Raw genomic sequence first — 18,455 nt, forward strand, 5'->3', positions numbered from 1 at the left:
CGAACGGAAAAAGCCAGCAAAACCGGGCCGGGGACGAAAAAAAGCCCGGGAGCGGTCCCGGGCTTCCTGCCAGCCAGGCCGGCCGGATGCTCAACGCTGCAACGGCGCCTTGGCGGTTTCCCTGGCGGCCAGCACCGACACGGCGGTCACCACCAGCGCGGCGGCCACGTACAGCGACACCGCCACGGTCGAACTCCACGACTTGAACAGGCTGGCGATGATCAGCGGCGCGAAGCCTCCGCCGACGATGCCGGCCAGCGTGTAGGCCAGCGACGACCCGGCGTAGCGCACCCGGCCCGGGAACTGCTCGGTGATGAAGGCGGCCTGCGGGCCGTACATCATCGCGTGGATCAACAGGCCCACCACCACCGCCGCGCAGATCGCGACCGGATGCGCGGTGTCCATCAGCGTGAAGAACACGAAGGCCCAGACCATGCCCAGCACCGCGCCGGCCACGTACACGGGACGGCGCCCGATCTTGTCCGACAAATGCCCGCACAGCGGCACGGCGATGGCATTGAGCGCCGCGCCCAGCATGGTGGCGCCCAGCGCCAGCGGCCGCGACAGGTGCAGCACGGTGGTCACGTAGGTCAGCGTGAACACCACCACCAGCGCGTACAGCACGTCCGAACCGATGCGCGAGCCGCCGGCCACCAGCAATTGGCGCCAGTGTTGCACCAGCACTTCCTTGATCGGGGTGTTGGCGGTTTCGCGCTTCTGTTCCATTTCCAGGAACACCGGCGTTTCCTCGACCCCGCGGCGCAGCCACAGGCCGAACAGCACCAGCGCCACGCTCGACACGAACGGCACGCGCCAGCCCCAGGCCTGGAATTCCTCGGGCGTGAGCCACAGCGAGATCAGCGCGATGAAGCCGGTGCCGACCAGCGTGCCGCACGACGGGCCGACCTGCGTGAAGGACGCATTGCGGCCGCGCTGGTCGGGTTTGCCGTGTTCCATCGACAGCAGCACCGCGCCGGCCCACTCGCCGCCCAGCGCCACGCCCTGGATGAAGCGCAATGCCACCAGCGCCACCGGCGCCCACACGCCCCAGGTGCCGTAGGTGGGCAGCATGCCCATCAGCCCGGTCGACACGCCCATGATGACCAAGGTGGCGACCAGCACGAACTTGCGCCCCAGGCGGTCGCCCAGGTGGCCGAAGACGAAACCGCCCAGCGGCCGCGAGACGTAGCCCACGGCATAGGTCGAGAACGCCAGGATGGTGCCGGTCAGCGGGTCGAACGACGGGAAGAAGATGGCGTTGAACACCAACGCCGCCATCAGGTTGTAGATAGTGAAGTCGTACCACTCCAGCGTGGTGCCAACCGAACTGGCCATCGCCAGTTTCTTCATCTTCATGTTGTCGGGCGCCGCGCCGCCGTGGGCGGACGCGGGCGCGTGCAAGGTGTTCTCAGCCATTGTGGTTCCCCATGTCTGTGTGTGTGGCGTTGCGGCGCTTGGCGCGCGTCAACGCAAGTCGGCCGCGGCCAGCTTCCAGCCCAGCTCCAGCAGCCAGGTGTCGGCGCCGCGCGTGCCGAACGCCGCGGCCGCCTGTTCGCCCAAGGCCTGGGCCACACCCGCCGAGCTGGCTTCGATCACGAAGAGCGGATCGAGGCGACGGTTTTCGGTGGATTCGCGCGGCAACGGACCGCTCAGGGCGGCATCCGGCGCCAGCAGATAGGACTGAACGAAGCCATCGGCCCGGGCCAGCGCCGCGCCCGCCTCGGCCGCCCGCGTCCGCAGCGCCTCGGCATCGCCGCCAAACACCAGCGGCAGCACCGCGATGTGGCTCCCGCTGCCGAAGCCGGTCACGGCCTGCACCGCGCACACCCGCCGCATCGGATCGCGCATGCGGTCCAGGTTGGTCACGGACCACGGCGTCTGGCGCTCGAACGCGGCGCGGTAGTCCGCGGTGGTGAAGGCGCCCAGCGATTGCGTGCGGTACAGCCCCAGGTACTTGCGGCCGCCGGACAGCGAGAAATAGCGCGCGCCCGACAGGAAGCCGGGGATGCGCACGCGTTCTTCGACGTGCTCGCGGTCGTACCAGCGATTGAAATCGGTCTCGAAAGCGGGATCGACGTCGCAGGCGACGAACAGCATGCCGTTGGGCGTGGACGGAGTGGTGGCTTGGCTCATGGAACGAAGAAATCCCTGCGATAACGGAAGGGACTCATCTTCGGCCGAGGCGGCCATGCCCGACAAACGAGTAATTTTTCGCGCCAGCAATAAAATTATTGAGCGCCGACCTAGGGATAACGCTATTGCGCGGATCCGAATTTTGGCGGCGTGACCGACGCGGTGTATTGGTCCGACGCGCGGCAGGCCAGTTCGGCCACCAGCCGGATCGCGTCCGAGCCGGCGCCTTCCAGGTAGCTCACCACCAGCAGTTGCGGTGGCACCGGCACGTCGCAGCGGATCATCTGCACTTCGCCGCGCGCCACGTATTCGTAGATCGGCGGCAGCGGCACCAGGGCGCGGCCAAAGCCGCTGCGCACCAGCCGCGCCAGCGCCGAGATCGAGCTGACGCAGTGCACCTTGCCCAGGGGCAGCCCGGCTTCCCGGAACAGCCCTTTCAATGCCTCATGCGGCTGCGAACCGGGGCTCATGGTCAGCACCGGTTCGGCCAGCAGCTGCTGCACCGTCAGCGCATCTTCATCACCGGCCGGCCCCACCCAGCCCATTTCCATCGGCAGGCAGGGCGTGCTGATGACGCCGGTGTCGGTCAGCAGATCGGTCTGGAAGGCAATATCGAGCGTGCCTTCGCGCAGGCCACGATGCAGGGCGCGGGTGGTCTCCGAGGTCAGCTGCACCTCGATGCCCGGATAGGTCGAGCGCAGGTTCGTCAGGAAACCGATCAGCCAGGTGTGCACCACCGTCTCGATGGCGCCGATGCGCACCAGCCCGAACACCTCGTCGCCGGTGCGGCCCAGCGACAGGATCTGCTGGCGCAGCTGCAGCAGGCGCTCACCGTAATCCAGCAGGCGCGTGCCCACCGCCGTGAGCCGCAGCTCCTTGGCATCGCGCTCGAACAGGCGCGCGCCGATGTCCTCCTCGAGCGAGGCGATGCGGTTGGCCACCGCGGCCTGAGTGATGTGCAGGCGGTCGCTGGCCGCGCGAAAACTGCCCAGGCGGGCGGACCACAGGAATGCTTCGACAAAACGGGTATTCATATCCACGCCATGGCGCGCCTGGCGACGCGCCCTTTTCAGGAACGGCGGGGCGGCAGGCCCCGGCCTGTTCACATCCTAACGCCTGGCGCGCCGCTCGCGCCATGATGCAACGCACGCCCTCTCGCGGTGCCGCGTGCACCAGCATGGTTCATGCGCCGCGCCCGGATGGCGCCGCGGGGCGCGAAAACCGGGCAAAAGGCGGTTGGCACGGGTCTTGCTTGATGACTGGTATGCAAGCTTGTCTACAAGCGCCCGTCACTTTTCCGACCAGGAGTCCCGCATGACCGACCGCCCCGCGCCCTTCGCTTTCAATGCCACCCGCCGCCGGCTGATGCAAGGCGCCGCGCTGGGCGCCGCCACGCTGGCCGCGCCGGCCCTGGTGCGGGCGCAGTCGGGCCCGGTCATCCGCATCGGCTACTGGCCGGTCGCGGCCGGCCTGCCGTTCTACGCCGCCATCGAAAAGGGCTATTTCAAGGAAGCCGGCCTGAACGTCGAGCCGCTCAAGTTCGCCGGCGCCCAGCAGGTCATGGAAGCCATGCTGGCGGGCCGCGCCGACGGCAGCGCCAACGGCACCGGCTCGGCCAACCTGGCCATCGGCGAGATCGCCTCGCCCGGCCTGTTCAAGATATTCGCCTCGAATCCCAGCAACGCCAGGAACGTGCTGGACGAGTTCATCGTCGCGAAAGACAGTCCCATTAAATCCATCGCAGACCTCAAGGGGAAAAAGGTCGGTTCTGGACCCGGCATCCAGAATGCCACGCTGGCCAAAGCAGTGCTGGAGCGCGCCGGCGCAACCGGGGCGACCGTGGTCGAGCTGGCGATCAGCCAGCACGTCGCCGCGGTCGCCGCCGGCCAGTTGGATGCGTGCTACACGCTCGAGCCCACCGGCACGGTCGGGCGCTTGAACGGCACCACCCGCGTGCTCGAGGCGGGCGTGATCGCCAAATACGTGCTGGGCGATCCGATGGCGCCGTGGTTCGGCGGCTCGGCCTCGCTGACCACCGCGTTCCTGAAGAAGCATCCCGAGGAAAGCAGGAAATTCATCGCCGCCTACGCCCGCGGCATCGAGCTGATCCGCAGCAAGCCCGACGAGGCGCGCCCCTTCATGAAGGGCTACACCGCCATCGAAGGTCCCATGACCGAAGCCGTGCCGCTGGCCGCCTACACGCTCTACAACGAGTTCACCCCCAGCGACATCCAGTACTTCCAGAAATTCTTCGACCTGTTCGCCGACAAGGGCATCTTCGCGCAGAAGGTGGACGTGGCCTCGATGCTGTACAAGGGCTGAGCCATGGACGCGATCAACGCCAACCGCGCCAGCGCGGCCCCGGCCGGCGGCGCCGGCCACGCGGCCGTCGCGACGGCGGCCGCCCACCCGGCCGCCGGGTCGCCGGGCAAAACCGCCCGCGCCGGCATGCCTGCCGCCGCGCCCGCCTCGCGCCCGCCGCGCACCTGGACCGCCGCGCGCCTGCTGCCGCTGATCGGCCCGCTGGCGCTGTACGTGGTGTGGGACCTGGTGGTGCGCCTGCAACTGGTCAGCCCGGTGCTGCTGCCCACGCCCGACGCCACGCTGGTGGCACTGGCCAAGGGCATGGCCGGCGGCCCGCTGCTGGGCGACTTCCTGGCCTCGGTCAGCCGCACGCTGCAGGCCTTCGTCATCGCCGGCGTGATCGGCGTGCCGCTCGGCGTGCTGCTGGGCAGCAATGAAAAAGCCTACCGCAGCGTCGAATTCCTGGTGGACTTCTTCCGCTCGACGCCGTCGTCGGCGCTGATCCCGCTGTTCCTGATGATCTTCGGCGTGACCGACATGAACAAGATCGCCATCGCCGCCTTCGCCGCGGTGCTGGTGATCCTGTTCAACAGCGCCTACGGCGTCATCAATGCGCGCAAGCAGCGCGTGATGGCGGCGCGGGTGATGGGCGCCTCGCGCTGGCAGATCTTCAAGGACGTGCTGATCTGGGAAAGCCTGCAACCCACCTTCGTCGGCCTGCGCAGCGGCGTATCGATGGCGCTGGTCATCGTGATCGTGGCCGAGATGTTCATCGGCTCGGACAGCGGGCTCGGCAACCGCATCATCAACGCCCAGCAGGTGCTGAACGTGCGCGACATGTACGCCTCGATCCTGGCCGCCGGCGCGCTCGGCTACGTTCTCAACATCCTTTTCCTGGTGCTGGAAAAGCGCGTGGTCCACTGGAGCGGCCGATAATCATGTCCACCGTCATCAATCCCGTCATCGCCCCCGCCCCCACGCCCGCGCCGTTCCGGCCGGGCCCGGCCGGCACCCACATCACCATCCGCGGCCTGACCAAGTATTTCGCCGGCTGGCCGCTGTACGAGGACTTCAACCTCGACATCCCCAAGGGCAAGATCGTCTCGGTGTTCGGCCCCAACGGCTGCGGCAAGTCGACGCTGATCAACATGATCGCCGGTCTCATCCCCATCGATGCCGGCGAGATCCTGTTCGACGGCAAGTCGCTGGCCCAGACCAAGATCGGCTACGTCTTCCAGAACTACCGCGAGGCCATGTTCCCGTGGCTGCGCACCATCGACAACATCGCCTACCCGCTGCGCCTGGAAGGCCGCGGCAAGGCCGAAGTCGACGCGCGCGTGGAAGAGCTGGTGGCCTCGTTCGACGTCAAGTTCGACCTCAAGCGCTATCCCTACGAACTGTCGGGCGGCCAGCAGCAGACGGCCTCCATCATGCGCGCGCTGGCCCCGGGACCGGAAGTGCTGTTCCTGGACGAGCCGTTTTCGGCGCTGGACTTCGAGATGACGCTGTTCATCCGCGAAAAGCTGCAGGAAGTCTTCATGCAGACCGGCACCACCATGCTGCTGGTGTCGCACGACCTGGAGGAAGCCGTGTACCTGGCCGACCAGGTGCTGCTGCTGACCAAGCGCCCCACCCGCGTGGCCGAGATCCTGGACTACGGCGACGCCCGCCCACGCACCGTCGAGACGCTGTCCGAGCCCAGCTTCATCGGCATGAAGAAGCTGAGCCTGGAGATCTTCCAGCGCGAAGTCCGTCGCTGACACGCAACGCCATTCACGGGAGTCCGCCATGACCCAGGAAACCATCGACCAATACGTGCGCAGCGCGCTGGCGCTGGCCGGCTACGCCCTGCGCGAACCGGCCACGGCCGAAGTGGCGCGGCAATTCACGCGCATCCACGACATCGCCTCGACCTTCGTCGACGAAGCCTTGCCGGTGGAGCTGGAATCGGCCGCGGTGTTCCGTCCATGAACGGCGCCGTCCTCGACCTGGCGCGGCAGATCCGCGCCGGCGAACGCAGCGCGGCGGCGGTGCTCGAAGCCACGCTGGCCCGCATCCGCGCCGCCGATGCGCGCTACAACTGCTTCACCGCCGTCACCGAAAGCCGGGCGCGCCAGGAAGCCGCCGCCATCGACGCGCGCCGCGCCCGCGGCGACACCCTGCCGCCGTTGGCCGGCGTGCCCTACGCGGTCAAGAACCTGTTCGACACCGCCGAGGAGGTAACGCTGGCCGGGGGCCGCGTCAACGCCGCCAACCCGCCCGCGCCACGCGACGCCGCGCTGGTCGCGCGGCTGCACAAGGCCGGCGCCGTGCTGGTGGGCGCGCTCAACATGGACGAACACGCCTACGGTTTCACCACCGAGAACTCGCACTACGGCGCCAGCCGCAATCCGCACGACCCCGCCCGCATCGCCGGCGGCTCGTCGGGTGGCAGCGCGGCCGCGGTGGCCGGCGGCCTCGTGCCGCTGACGCTGGGCTCGGACACCAACGGCTCGATCCGCGTGCCGGCCTCGCTGTGCGGCGTGTTCGGCCTGAAGCCGACCTTCGGCCGCCTGCCGCGCACCGGCTCATTCCCCTTCGTCGGCAGCCTCGACCACCTGGGTCCGTTCGCGACCGACACGGCCAGCCTGGCCGCAGCCTACGACGCGCTGCAAGGCCCGGATGCCGAGGATGCCGCCTGCGCCCAGCGCGCCGTCGAACCCGTGCTGGCGGAGCTGTCTTCGGACCGCCCGCTGCGCGTGGCCGTGCTGGGCGGCTACTTCGCGCACTGGGCCGGCCCCGAGGCGCGCCAGGCCGTGCAACTGGCCGCGCGCGCGCTCGCGGCCACCGAGATCGTCGAACTGGCCAGCGCCGAACAGGCGCGCGCCGCGGCCTTCGTCATCACGGCGGCCGAGGGCGGCGCGCTGCATCGCCGCCGTCTGGTCACGCACTACGACTACTACGAACCCCATTCACGCGACCGCCTGGTCGCCGGCAGCCTGGTGCCTGCCGCCTGGGTGCAGCAGGCCCAGCGGGTGCGCCACCGCGTCTACCGCGAAGCCATGGCGCTGTTCGCGCGCTACGACGTGCTGATCGCCCCGGCCACGCCGGTGCCCGCCACCGCCATCGGCACCGAGACCCTGGCCCTGGCCGGCCAGTCACTGCCCGCGCGCGCCAGCATGGGCCTGCTGACGCAGCCGATCTCCTGCCTTGGCCTGCCGGTGTGCGCCGCGCCCACCTGGCCGGGCATCGGCGCCGACGCGCACCTGCCACTGGGCGTCCAATTGATCGCCGCGCCGTGGCGCGAGGCCGATTGCCTGCTGGCCGCGCGGCGGCTGGAACAGGCGGGCGTTGCCACCGTTCGTCCCCTCTCCTGACCCGCCAACCGAGGCCGTCCATGGATTCCGCATTCGCCGTCATCGACACGCCCCGCAGCCTGGCCGACTCCGCCTACGGCACGCTCAAGCGCGACATCCTGGATTTCCGCCTGGCGCCGGGCGACCGCTTCACCGAGACCGAAATCGCCGACCGCCTGCGGGTCAGCCGCACGCCGGTGCGCGAAGCCCTGTTCCGCCTGGAACGCGAGGGCTACCTGGAGGTGCGCCAGCGCAATGGCTGGCTGGTCAAGCCGCTGGACTTCGACACGCTCGATCACTTCTATGAACTGCGCAGCGTGCTGGAGATCGCGGCGGTGCGCGCGCTGTGCGCGCCGGGCCAGGTGCCCGATCCGCTGCGCGCGCTGCAGCCGCTGGCGGATACGTGGCTGGTGGACAGCGCCCATTATTCCGGCGATGGCGAGTGGCTGGCGGACCTGGACGAGCGCTTCCATGCGGACCTGGTGGCCGCCGCCGGCAATCCTGAGATCGCGCGCGTGCACCGCGCCGCCACCGAGCGCATCCGCATCGTGCGGCGGCTGGACTTCACCCAGCCCGACCGTATCGCCCATACCTACGCCGAACATGGCGCCATCCTCGACGCCATCCTGGCCCGCGACGCCGAACGCGCGACGGCCTTGCTTGCGGCGCATATCGGCGACAGCCAGGCCGCCGTGCGCAAGATCACGCTGCACCGGCTGTATGCCACGCGCCGCGCGCAGGCGGCGTGATGGCGCTGGCGCGATACGCGGCCGCGTCAGTGCGGCCGCAGCCAGCGCTCCAGCCGGCGCGTGACGAACGGAATGCAGACAAACACCATCACCGGCGTCATCGTCACGCTGGTGATCAGCGCGCGCCAGAACACCGGCAGTGCGCTCAGGTGTTCGCTCACCAGCAAGGTGAACGCCAGCAGCACCGGAAAATACGCCAGCCAGATGCTCACGGCCTGCTTCCAGCGCGGCGGCGCGCCGGCGTTGCCCTGCGGGCCGAACCAGCTGTCCATGCCGCTGACGCGGCGCGCATGGCTGGCCCGCACCAGCGCGGCGCCGCGTTCGAGCCACATGCGGCGCGGCAGCGATTGCTCCCAGCGATTGAGGCTGGCCTCGTCGTTGAAGCGCAGCACGATCTGGTACTGGTCGCCGCCCTCGGGCGGCTGCAGCACGCCCGAGCCGAGAAAACCGGGAAAGCCGGCGGCGAGGATCTCGCCCTGGCGCATCCAGGACAGGAAATCGCTGTAGCGTTCGGGCGTGATGTGCCGGGTGACCAGCATGGTGACCGGGGCGGAAACGGCGGAACTGGACATGGTGAAACTCCTGGGGCGGCGCGCAGCGTGTTATGTGGTGTAAACCCTAGCAAGCGGCGTGCCAGCCTTGCACCGCATCATTTCCCCGCGCATAGGGCGATCGCCGCGTCTGGCCGCGAGATTTGCGCACCGCAACACACCCCATATTGGTGATTACCCTGAATCACGCACCATGACGGTGCAATCAACCCGGAGCCCGACCCCTCACATGGATATCAACCTGCCCGACGTCGTCACCGAGGTCACCGTGGCCTTTGCCCGCTATGAAGCCGCCCTGGTCGGCAATCAGGTCGAGGTGCTGGACGAGTTGTTCTGGAACAGCCCGCACACGCTGCGCTATGGCGCCGCCGAGAACCTCTATGGCTACGACGCCATCCGCGCCTTTCGCGCGGGCCGCTCGCCGCAAGGCCTTGCGCGCCGCGTGCTGCGTACCGCGATCACCACCTACGGCCGCGATTTCGCCACCACCAACATCGAATTCCAGCGCGATGGCAGCGACCGCATCGGCCGCCAGAGCCAGACCTGGATGCGCACGCCGCAGGGCTGGCGCGTGGTCTCGGCGCACGTCAGCCTCATGAGCGGCTAGACGCGACCGCGACGGCCGGCGCAGATGCGCCCTGACACAAGTCAACACCGCCCATAACCATATTGATTCGCGGCCATTGAGCCGTCATGAGGACAGGTCTACACTGGGCTTTCCCCGACCCGGAGCCCCGCCTCATGAGCACCTACAAGATCGCCGTCTTCGTCGGCAGCCTGCGCGCCGCATCGATCAACCTGCGCCTGGCGCGCGCGCTGGAAAAACTGGTTCCCGCGGACTTCAAGTTCGACTACGTCAGCCTGGGCGACGTGCCGCTGTATAACCAGGACAACGAAAACAACCTGCCCGCGCCCGCGGCCAAGCTCAAGCAGCAGATCCTCGACGCCCAGGGCATTCTGTTCGTCTCGCCCGAGCACAACCGCTCGGTGCCCGCCGCCATCAAGAACGCGATCGACTGGGGCACCCGCCCGTGGGGCCAGAACTCATGGGCCGGCAAGGCCGTGGGCATCCTCGGCGCCTCGCCCAGCGCCGCCGGCACCGCGCTCATGCAGCAGCACCTGCGCAACATCCTGGCCGCCGAAGGCGCCATCGCGCTGACCACGCCGGAAGTCTTCCTGCAATACACCGATGGCCTGATCGACGACCAGTACACCATCACCAACGAGGGCACGCGCAAGTTCCTGCAAGGCTGGATCGACCGCTACGTCGACTGGATCAAGAAGTTCAATCCCTGATTGCCGCCGATGCCGGGCCAGGGCGCCTCCCCACCCGGCACCGATCGCCCGCCTACCTCCGGGCGATCACGCCCCCCGCCAAGCCGGGGGGCTTTTTTTGTGGATAAAGCGGCCCCGCTCCGAAAAACAGTTCCCTTCGCCGCCCCTGGGAAGGCAGCCCCCCCCGCCACCAACACGCCGCCCCGTGCGCGCGCCCCCCCGCCCCTTCGCGCGCCCCCTTCGCCCACCAACACCGCCCCAAAAAAAAAGCCGCCCGGCCGCCCGGCCGCCCGAAGGCCGGGCAGCCCCCTCGGGGGGCAGCAAGCGCACGCAGTGCGCGCCGCGTGGGGGCCCACATATCCCCGCCAACTGTGGAGAAGCTTGAGGACAGCTGTGGGGCAGGTACGAAAAAGCCTGACGTGCCAAGCACTTGCAGGCACCGGTCAAAAACTGCGCAATCCATCGTTTGGCCGATTCCTGGCGCACTTATCCACCGTCCAAAGGGCGATTGCGGGACGCCCGCGGACGCTTCGCATCGACCGGTGCATTTGTCCCAGCATTCTGTGGACAAGCATGAGGACAGGATGAGGGCAGCTCGGCTTTTCCCTTGCACATCAAGCACCTGCAAGGGGTGGTCAAGAAAGGCCCAGACGCACTCGCCCAGGCGCCAGGTTGTCCCCGGGAAATGTGGATAAGGCTGAGGACAGCCTGCGGGCAGCCGCAAAAATCCCTTTACCGCCAAGGCCTTGCGCCAGGCGGGCAATAAACGCTCAGGCGCCGTGCTCCGGCCGCGCCAGCTACGTGATGCGCCGCGCCCGCCCGCCCCTTCTCGCATTTGTCCCCACCGGATGTGGACAAACCTCTGAACAGTCTCATGACAAGCCGAAAAAAATCTTATCCGACAAGCACTTGCAAGGACCGCTCAAAAAAGGAGCAGCGCCGCAGACGCGTCGCGCCCGCCGCGTGAATGCCGGGCGCTCGCCATCGCGCGTCGGCGGCGCTAGACGTCGCCATCCTCCAGCCGCATGCCGATCTTCAGGCCGACCTGCCAGTGCGCCACCTTGCCGTCCTTGATGTGGCCGCGCACCTCGGTGACCTCGAACCAATCCAGGTGGCGCAGCGTTTCGGATGCGCGCTCGATGGCCTTGCTGATCGCATCGTCGGTGGACTTGGTGGACGAGCCCACCAGTTCGATCTGCTTGTAGACATGATTCGACATGGCTTGTCTCCTTTGAGGGGGAAGCGTTGCGAATCGTCGGCCGCGCGCGGGGTTCCGGCGCTTACGACCGGCAATCCATTCGAACACACAGGATACCGCGCAGGGCATAGAGTGGTGTTACGAGTTCCGTCGGCGCGGCCTCGCCCGCGTCCCCGGGTCTCGCTTCTGAAACGCAAGCCAGGAGGTTGTCATGCCTGAACGGAAAACGCTGCAACGCGCCGCGCGCGACAAGAAGCAAGGCAAGTCCCCATCCACCCAAGCGGGCGAATTCGTGCGCGAGGAAATCGACCACGTGCGCGAAGGCAAGCACGGCGTGCGCTCGACCAAGCAGGCCATCGCCATCGGCCTGTCGAAGGCGCGCCGCGCTGGGGTTGACCTGCCCTCGCCCAAGAAGGCCAGCGCGTCGACCCGGCGCAAGGCCAAGCAGGACAGCGAGGCCGCGCATGACGGGCACGCCAAATCGCCGACGCGCGCCCGCGCCACCACGCGCGCCCTCAAGCGCGAAAGCGCCAGGCCCGCGTCCAAGCCCGCGCTGTCGCGCCACGCGTCCAAGACGGCGTCACGGCGCACCGCGGCGGATCGCTCGGCCGCCGCGAAGAAGGCCGCCGCCACCAAGGGCGCGGCGGGACGCTCGGCCGCCGCCAAGAAAGCCGCGCGCACCCGCGCCGCCAACCGCGCCGCCGCGCATCACTGAGCGGCGCGGCTGTCAGGGCGCCGCGCCGGCGCCCGCCTCGAATTCGCGCAGGCGCGCCTGCAGGAATTCGCGCAGCCGCTTGACGGCGGGCGACAGCAGCATGCGGTGCACGCACAGCAGGTACAGCGGCGACGGCTCGCCGGTATAGTCCGGCAGGGCCTGCACCAGGCGGCCGGCGCGCAGGTCGGCCAGCACGTCGTAGCGCGACTTGTACGCGACGCCGTAGCCGGCCAGCGCCCAGCGCCGCACCAGGTCGCCGTCATCGCCGACGCGGTCGCCCTTGACCGGCACGGTCAGCGCCCCGCCCTCGTGCTCGAAGGCCCAGCGGTCGTGCAGGGATTCGCCCAGCACGAAGCACAGGCAGTTGTGGCGGCGCAGGTCGGCCGGCGTCTGCGGCATGCCATGGCGCGCGAAATAGGCCGGCGCGGCGCACACCACGCGGCGGTTGTGCTCGCCCAGCGGCAGCGCCACCAGGCCGGAATCGCCGGGCGTGCCGTAGCGCAACGCAATGTCGACCGGCTGCCGGTAGAGGTCGGCCAGGCGGTCGCTGATGCGTACCTGGAAGTTCACGCGCGGATGGCGCTGCTGGAATTCGTCCAGCCAGGGCAGCAGCACATGGCGCCCCAGGTCCGACGGAATCGACACCGAAAGCGTGCCGGAGATGGCCGTCTTGTCGCGCGCCAGCGCGCTCTGGCCGGCCTGCAGGCTCGACAGCGCGGCGCGCGCGTATTCCAGATAGCGCTCGCCGTCGCCGGTCAGCCGCAGGCTGCGCGTGGACCGCACGAACAGGCGGGTGTCCAGCGACAGTTCCAGCCGCTTGAGCGCGGCGCTGGCCACCGCCGGCGTCAGGTCCAGTTCGCGCGCGGCAGCCGAAAAACCGCCGTGATCCGCCGCGGCGACAAAGATGCGCAAGTCTTCCAACCGAACCATGGGGGCTCATTTTCAAAGAATTATTGAAACTGAGTCCGATGCTAGCCGGTTTTTCATCGTTCGCCACTGGGTAATCATGACGTCACCCCCTACCCGCATTGGAGTCCCCATGAAAATCGAACTCAACGGCAAGAAGGCCCTGGTCACCGGTTCTTCCGGCGGCATCGGCCTGGCCATCGCCCAGGGCCTGGCCGAAGCCGGCGCCCAGGTGGTGCTGCACGGCCGCAGCGCCGACAAGCTCAAGCAGGCCGCCGAAGCCATCGCGCGCCGGCATCCGGGCGCCCAGGTGCACACCGTGCAGGCCGACCTGTCCACCGCCGACGGCGCCGCTTCGGTCTGCGCCGCCCATCCCGACGTCGACATCCTGGTCAACAACGCCGGCTACTTCGCGCCCAAGTCCTTCACCGAAATCACCGACGACGACTGGCGCTACATGCTCGATACCAACGTCATGAGCGGCGTGCGCCTGTCGCGCTACTACCTGCCGCGCATGCTGGCCGCCGACTGGGGCCGCATCGTCTTCATCTCCAGCGAATCGGCGCTGCACATCCCGGCCGAAATGATCCACTACGGCGTCAGCAAGACGGCGCTGCTGGGCGTCTCGCGCGGCCTGGCCGAACTGACGGCCGGCAGCGGCGTCACCGTCAATGCCGTGCTGCCCGGCCCGACGCGCTCCGAAGGCGTGGTCGACTTCTTCGCCGAAATGGCCAGGGAACAAGGCCTGCCGCAAGAACAGATGGAACGCGACTTCATCGCCCAGCATCGTCCCAGCTCGCTGCTGCGCCGGCTGGCAACGGTGGAGGAAGTCGCCAACATGGTCGTCTACACCTGCTCGCGCCAGTCCTCGGCCACCAACGGCGCCGCGCTGCGCGTCGACGGCGGCGTGGTCCGCACCATCGCCTGATCCCTTTTCCCGTTCCGAGATCCCCCATGAAAGCCATCGCCTACTTCCAGAACCTGCCCGCCACCGATCCGCAATCGTTGCAGGACATCACCGCGCCCGACCCCGTTCCCGGCGACCACGACCTGCTGGTCGAAGTCAAAGCCATCTCCGTCAACCCGGTGGACGTGAAGATCCGCGCCAACCGCAAGCCCAAGGACGGCCAGCCCGAGATCATCGGCTGGGACGCCGCCGGCATCGTGCGCGCCGTGGGCGCCAAGACCAGCCTGTTCGCGCCCGGCGACCGCGTCTGGTACGCGGGCGCCCTGACCCGCCCCGGCGCCAACAGCGAACTGCACGTGGTCGACGAGCGCATCGTCGGCCGCATGCCGCAGAGCCTGGACTTCGCCCAGGCCGCCGCGCTGCCGCTGACCACCATCACCGCGTGGGAACTGCTGTTCGACCGCCTGCGCGTGCTGGACAACGCCGCGCCCAGCCAGGGCACGCTGCTGGTGGTCGGCGCGGCCGGCGGCGTCGGCTCGATCCTGGTGCAGTTGGCGCGCCAGCTGACCGGCCTGACCATCATCGGCACCGCCTCCCGGCCCGAGACCCAGGCCTGGGTCACCGAGCTGGGCGCCCATTACGTCATCGACCACACCCGCCCGCTGGCCGAGGAACTCAAGCGCATCGGCCTGCCGCAGGTCGGCTTCATCGCCGGCCTGACCCAGACCGACCAGCACTTCGCGCAGCTGGCCGAAGCCATCGCGCCGCAAGGCAGGATCGCCCTGATCGACGACCCCTCCGCCATCGACGTGCGCCTGCTCAAGGGCAAGTCGGCCTCGCTGCACTGGGAATTCATGTTCGCCCGGCCGCTGCACAACACGCCCGACCTGATCGCCCAGCACGAACTGCTGAACCAGGCCGCGCGGCTGATCGACAACGGCACCCTGCGCACCACGCTGGGCGAGCACTACGGCCGCATCAACGCCGAAAACCTGCGCCGCGCCCACGCCTTCATCGAAAGCGGCAAGGCGCGCGGCAAGGTGGTGCTGGAAGGCTTCTGAGGCGCCCGGCCCGTCTCGACGAAAAAATTGGGACGGGTGTCTCGCATTCGTCGGAAGAAAGAGGTAAAACCTCGACTGCGCGCCGCGGGCCTTCAGCCCGTGGCCGCGCTTTCGGGAGTTGGCTCTGATTTCTCACCTGTTCGACCAAGCGCTGGAACCGATGCTCTGGGGCATGGTGGCGGTCGCCCTGCTGATGCTGCGGCTGGTGCCGCTGCAGGGCTGGAAGGCCGTCATCGTCGCCGGCATCACCGCCGGGCTGGTGTTCGACACCATCCAGTTCCGGGTCGGCCCGCCGCGCCTGTGGGACGCCCTGGTGCTCGGTTCGATCCTGGCCGCCTTGCTCGTGGCCGCGGCGCAGGAACTGCTGGTGCTGCTGGCGCGGCGCCTGCGCGCCGCGCGCTCGCGGGCGCGGGCCTGACACCTCGCCGGCCTGCTCAGGCCGCGGGCATTCCGGGCAACACCAGGTCATCGACCTGGTAGGTGTGGAATTCGCTGGTCGATACCGCATCGAGCTTGCGGAATTTCTCCAGGAACACCGGATCGGAAAAGAATTCGTCGACCTTTCCCGCCCCCGAGATCGCCTCGATGTTCACCACGGTCTTGCCGTCCGTGCTCTTGGCCAGGTTACTCCACAGGAAACCCGGCTTGGTGCGCGCGACGTAATGCACCACCTCCTGGATCGCCTGGAAGGCGTCCTCCTGCCGGCCCGGGTGGGCATGAATCACGTTGACGATGAACACCGTGCCATCCGGCGCGGGCTTGAAGGTGGCGGTAACGGGAAAGGCCATGTCGGCTCCTGCGGTGAAAGACAGGCGACACTATGGCCCGGCGCGACGCCGCGAAAAAGAGGCCGGCGGGCGCGAGACTACGGACAATGCCGTCCGCAATCGCGCAGCCTCCCTTCTCGGTCCCTGGCCCGGATCAGGCGCGCCCTTCGCGCCGGGCGCGGGCGTGCGGATCATTGATCTCGGTTTCCAGCTCGGCGATCAGCCAATCGAACCAGCCGTTCTCGGTGCGCGCATACACCACGGCGGCCGGAATCTTGCCTTCGCGCCAACCGGGCTGGTGCGCATCCATCCACGCCGACAGGCTCTTGTGCGGCGCCAGCAGGCCCGACAGCCACGACCAGACATAGTCGGGCACGTTGCGCCGGAAGCCCTTGGCGCTGGCGTAGATCGTCGGTTCCAGCGGCATATTGCCCGAACGGGCCAGCCTGGCCTGCACCCGGCGCAGCGTTTCGGCGGCCGCCTGCAATTGTTCGGTGCTGAGCTTTTTCACGTAGCGACTCCTGGATTGGTTTGGCCGGATTATCGCCGACAGGCCCTGGCCGTTGCCAGCGCCGGCATCGCGCGACGTCAACGCGCCGCGCGCGGCGTTTGCAACGCCAGCAGCATCGAGGCGCTGAAACGCCCGCCCGGCGCCAGCACCTGCAGGCCTGTGCGGGTCTCGCCGGCCGCCGCCAGGTTGAAGGCATCGGCGACATTGGTCACCGGCTCCACGCACAGGAAATCGGCGCCTGGCGCCGTGTAGACCACCAGGTGCGCGAAAGCCGGATCGGCGTGCAGCGCCAGTTCGTGTCCATCCGGCCAGTGCAGCGTGGCGCGGCCGCCCCACTGCGACAGGTAGGTATCGCACCCCTCGGCCGACCGGCCCAGTTCCCGCACGTGGGTGGTCTGGCTGGCGCCGGGCAGGCCGTCGGCGTCGGTCGGCCAGATGCGCCGCGCATGCAGCGCCACGCGCGTGGCGGTGAAGTACGGATGGATGCCGCAACCGAACGGCATCGGCGCATCGCCATGGTTGATCATCAACAGCGTCAACGACAGCCCGCGCGAATCCAACCGATAGCGCTGCACGCATTCATACGGCCACGGCCAGCCCAGCACGCCGGCGGGCTGTTGCAGCACCAGGTCGACCGCGTCATCGGCCAGATGGCGCACCTGCCAGGGTTGATACAGGCCGGCGCCGTGAATCGCCTGCGGCCGTCCGGGCAACGATGCCAGCACGTGGCGCGCGCCTTCGAACGTGAACACGCCATCGCGCACCCGGTTCGAGTACGGCGCCAGCAGATACGAGCCGGCGCGCGGCCATTGCGCGGGCGGCCAATCCGTCTCGGCCAGCGGCACGATCCAGTCGTGCGCCTCGGTCGACAGGCGCGTCAGGCGTCCGCCCCCGCCGGGCGCGAACTCGGCGCGATGGGGGCCGTGGGTGATGGTCACGCGTTCACTGGCATCCAGCGAGGCGGGGAAGGGCAAATCATCGGGCATCGGGCGCTCCCGCGGCTCTGCGAACGGCCGCGAGACGCCATTGTGCATGGCGCGGTCCGGAGCCGGCAAACGCTGCCGGCCTCAGCGTTGCCCCATGCCTCAAACCCGTGCGACATACTCTACCGGGGATTGGTCCGACGTTCGGATATACTGTTCATTCATACAGTAATCCGACCGCAAGGGACCCCTGCCCATGACCAGTCTGATCAATTCCCCGCCCAGCCGCAGCATCTGGCTCAGCGCCTTTACGCGCCTGAGCGGCGTCAAGAACGGCGACTACCTGCCCCTGCAACGGCTGCAGGAAGCCACCGGCCTGGAAAGCGGCCAGAAGCTGCGCGACGTCCTGGCCACCGCCGAACGCGAGGGCCTGCTGCTGATCGACCGCGGCGCCACGCCCGCCAGCTACCGCGCCACCTACGCGCTCGAACGCCAGGTCACGCTGTTCGCGCCCGACTAGGGGGCCGCCGCGACGACAGAGTGCTAACGATCCCTTGCAATGCTGTTACATCTCGGGAAATAGAATCCCCCGGAATGCACCCTACGGAGAAAAACATGCAAGAAGACACCGCCAAGCCCGAACCCACCCGCCGCCGCTGGCCTTTCGGCTACGGCCAGGAAGCCTGAACGGTCCCTTCCCCCTCTCCAGGGCGTGAGAACGCCTTCCTCTCGCGCCAGGCACGCGCCCGGCAAGCCCACCATGCCCCTGCTCGACCTGCTCGACGCCGCCAACGGCCTGCCCGACGCCTGGAAGTCCCGCGTGCTGGCCCAGACTGGCGGCTGCAACGTCAAGATCCTACGGATGGACGGCCAGCCCTCCCCCGCCGAAACGCACGACTACAACGAAGCCCTGATCGTCATCAGTGGCGCGCTGCGCCTGTCGGTCAAGGGCGAGGCGATCGAGGTCGCGGCCGGCAGCATGTACCTGGCGCCCGCCGGGGTGCCGCACGCCGTCGCCGAGGGCAGCCACGGCGTGCTGATGATCGTCGATCCGGTCGGTTACTGAGGCCGCGGCGGCCGGCCCACTCCGCTTCGCGCGCGCATATTGCCACTGGCTGCC

23 protein-coding genes are annotated in these 18,455 nt (G+C 68.6%); 14 read left to right on the top strand and 9 right to left on the bottom strand.

Annotation, left to right across the window (positions count from 1 at the left end):
* Positions 1-90 precede the first annotated feature (90 nt).
* The 3 genes from AT699_RS22020 to AT699_RS22030 all read right to left on the bottom strand — a co-directional run bounded on the left by AT699_RS22020 (position 91) and on the right by AT699_RS22030 (position 3,167).
* Entirely contained in the window at positions 91-1,416 is a 1,326-nt protein-coding gene (locus AT699_RS22020; RefSeq protein ID WP_024069870.1) for an MFS transporter, read from the bottom strand.
* Between the two features lie 48 nt (positions 1,417-1,464).
* Positions 1,465-2,133 carry a DUF4286 family protein gene (locus tag AT699_RS22025; protein WP_024069871.1) on the bottom strand — a complete coding sequence of 223 codons (669 nt, stop codon included), beginning with the start codon at positions 2,131-2,133 and terminating at the stop codon, positions 1,465-1,467.
* Positions 2,134-2,255: 122 nt separating this feature from the next.
* Entirely contained in the window at positions 2,256-3,167 is a 912-nt protein-coding gene (locus tag AT699_RS22030; RefSeq protein ID WP_020928900.1) for a LysR family transcriptional regulator, read from the bottom strand.
* Positions 3,168-3,447: 280 nt separating this feature from the next.
* On the opposite strand from AT699_RS22030, the gene AT699_RS22035 reads away from it, so the two are divergent.
* The 6 genes from AT699_RS22035 (at position 3,448) to AT699_RS22060 (ending at position 8,521) form a co-directional block, all read left to right on the top strand.
* Entirely contained in the window at positions 3,448-4,455 is a 1,008-nt protein-coding gene (locus AT699_RS22035; RefSeq protein WP_024069873.1) for an ABC transporter substrate-binding protein, read from the top strand.
* Positions 4,456-4,581: 126 nt separating this feature from the next.
* On the top strand, positions 4,582-5,373 hold the full coding sequence (locus AT699_RS22040; protein WP_058207629.1) for an ABC transporter permease: 792 nt from the start codon (positions 4,582-4,584) through the stop codon (positions 5,371-5,373).
* A gap of 2 nt (positions 5,374-5,375) precedes the next feature.
* A complete protein-coding gene (locus tag AT699_RS22045) occupies positions 5,376-6,197 on the top strand; it encodes an ABC transporter ATP-binding protein (protein ID WP_006386525.1) in 822 nt (273 codons plus the stop codon).
* A gap of 28 nt (positions 6,198-6,225) precedes the next feature.
* Positions 6,226-6,408, top strand: a complete 183-nt coding sequence (locus tag AT699_RS22050; protein WP_006386524.1) for a DUF4089 domain-containing protein — start codon at positions 6,226-6,228, stop codon at positions 6,406-6,408.
* Positions 6,405-7,793, top strand: a complete 1,389-nt coding sequence (locus tag AT699_RS22055) for an AtzE family amidohydrolase (RefSeq protein WP_024069875.1) — start codon at positions 6,405-6,407, stop codon at positions 7,791-7,793. Before AT699_RS22050 ends, AT699_RS22055 begins: the two co-directional genes overlap by 4 nt.
* A gap of 20 nt (positions 7,794-7,813) precedes the next feature.
* Positions 7,814-8,521 (top strand): GntR family transcriptional regulator, encoded by a 708-nt coding sequence (locus tag AT699_RS22060; protein WP_024069876.1) that lies wholly within the window; start codon positions 7,814-7,816, stop codon positions 8,519-8,521.
* Positions 8,522-8,547: 26 nt separating this feature from the next.
* On the opposite strand, the gene AT699_RS22065 is transcribed toward AT699_RS22060, so the two are convergent.
* Positions 8,548-9,093 (bottom strand): antibiotic biosynthesis monooxygenase, encoded by a 546-nt coding sequence (locus AT699_RS22065; RefSeq protein WP_024069877.1) that lies wholly within the window; start codon positions 9,091-9,093, stop codon positions 8,548-8,550.
* Between the two features lie 208 nt (positions 9,094-9,301).
* Here AT699_RS22065 and hpxZ point away from each other — a divergent pair, with 208 nt between their 5' ends.
* Positions 9,302-9,679, top strand: a complete 378-nt coding sequence (hpxZ, locus tag AT699_RS22070) for an oxalurate catabolism protein HpxZ (protein ID WP_024069878.1) — start codon at positions 9,302-9,304, stop codon at positions 9,677-9,679.
* Positions 9,680-9,813: 134 nt separating this feature from the next.
* Positions 9,814-10,368 carry an NADPH-dependent FMN reductase gene (locus AT699_RS22075; protein WP_006386518.1) on the top strand — a complete coding sequence of 185 codons (555 nt, stop codon included), beginning with the start codon at positions 9,814-9,816 and terminating at the stop codon, positions 10,366-10,368.
* Between the two features lie 979 nt (positions 10,369-11,347).
* Here AT699_RS22075 and AT699_RS22080 read toward each other — a convergent pair.
* Positions 11,348-11,566 (bottom strand): dodecin, encoded by a 219-nt coding sequence (locus tag AT699_RS22080; RefSeq protein WP_006386517.1) that lies wholly within the window; start codon positions 11,564-11,566, stop codon positions 11,348-11,350.
* A gap of 190 nt (positions 11,567-11,756) precedes the next feature.
* On the opposite strand from AT699_RS22080, the gene AT699_RS22085 reads away from it, so the two are divergent.
* On the top strand, positions 11,757-12,260 hold the full coding sequence (locus tag AT699_RS22085; RefSeq protein WP_024069879.1) for a DUF6496 domain-containing protein: 504 nt from the start codon (positions 11,757-11,759) through the stop codon (positions 12,258-12,260).
* 12 nt (positions 12,261-12,272) lie between these two features.
* Here the strand turns inward: AT699_RS22085 and AT699_RS22090 are convergent, their stop codons facing one another.
* Entirely contained in the window at positions 12,273-13,190 is a 918-nt protein-coding gene (locus AT699_RS22090) for a LysR family transcriptional regulator (protein ID WP_020928912.1), read from the bottom strand.
* A 109-nt stretch (positions 13,191-13,299) separates the two neighbouring features.
* On the opposite strand from AT699_RS22090, the gene AT699_RS22095 reads away from it, so the two are divergent.
* The 3 genes from AT699_RS22095 (at position 13,300) to AT699_RS22105 (ending at position 15,552) form a co-directional block, all read left to right on the top strand.
* On the top strand, positions 13,300-14,094 hold the full coding sequence (locus tag AT699_RS22095; RefSeq protein WP_024069880.1) for an SDR family NAD(P)-dependent oxidoreductase: 795 nt from the start codon (positions 13,300-13,302) through the stop codon (positions 14,092-14,094).
* A gap of 26 nt (positions 14,095-14,120) precedes the next feature.
* A complete protein-coding gene (locus AT699_RS22100; RefSeq protein ID WP_024069881.1) occupies positions 14,121-15,134 on the top strand; it encodes a zinc-binding alcohol dehydrogenase family protein in 1,014 nt (337 codons plus the stop codon).
* Between the two features lie 118 nt (positions 15,135-15,252).
* Complete coding sequence (locus AT699_RS22105; protein WP_223203218.1) at positions 15,253-15,552, top strand: hypothetical protein; 300 nt, start codon at positions 15,253-15,255, stop codon at positions 15,550-15,552.
* A 16-nt stretch (positions 15,553-15,568) separates the two neighbouring features.
* Here AT699_RS22105 and AT699_RS22110 read toward each other — a convergent pair whose 3' ends face one another.
* The 3 genes from AT699_RS22110 to AT699_RS22120 all read right to left on the bottom strand — a co-directional run bounded on the left by AT699_RS22110 (position 15,569) and on the right by AT699_RS22120 (position 17,398).
* Positions 15,569-15,922 carry an antibiotic biosynthesis monooxygenase gene (locus tag AT699_RS22110; RefSeq protein ID WP_006386511.1) on the bottom strand — a complete coding sequence of 118 codons (354 nt, stop codon included), beginning with the start codon at positions 15,920-15,922 and terminating at the stop codon, positions 15,569-15,571.
* Positions 15,923-16,055: 133 nt separating this feature from the next.
* Complete coding sequence (locus AT699_RS22115) at positions 16,056-16,412, bottom strand: hypothetical protein (protein ID WP_006386510.1); 357 nt, start codon at positions 16,410-16,412, stop codon at positions 16,056-16,058.
* A gap of 77 nt (positions 16,413-16,489) precedes the next feature.
* On the bottom strand, positions 16,490-17,398 hold the full coding sequence (locus AT699_RS22120) for an aldose epimerase family protein (protein WP_024069882.1): 909 nt from the start codon (positions 17,396-17,398) through the stop codon (positions 16,490-16,492).
* 193 nt (positions 17,399-17,591) lie between these two features.
* On the opposite strand from AT699_RS22120, the gene AT699_RS22125 reads away from it, so the two are divergent.
* The gene (locus AT699_RS22125; RefSeq protein WP_006386508.1) at positions 17,592-17,855 is read left to right on the top strand and encodes a hypothetical protein; all 264 of its coding nucleotides are present in this window, start codon (positions 17,592-17,594) and stop codon (positions 17,853-17,855) included.
* A 240-nt stretch (positions 17,856-18,095) separates the two neighbouring features.
* Entirely contained in the window at positions 18,096-18,401 is a 306-nt protein-coding gene (locus tag AT699_RS22130) for a cupin domain-containing protein (protein ID WP_006386507.1), read from the top strand.
* Positions 18,402-18,455: the final 54 nt, after the last annotated feature.

Source organism: Achromobacter xylosoxidans, assembly GCF_001457475.1.
Taxonomy (GTDB): domain Bacteria; phylum Pseudomonadota; class Gammaproteobacteria; order Burkholderiales; family Burkholderiaceae_B; genus Achromobacter; species Achromobacter xylosoxidans.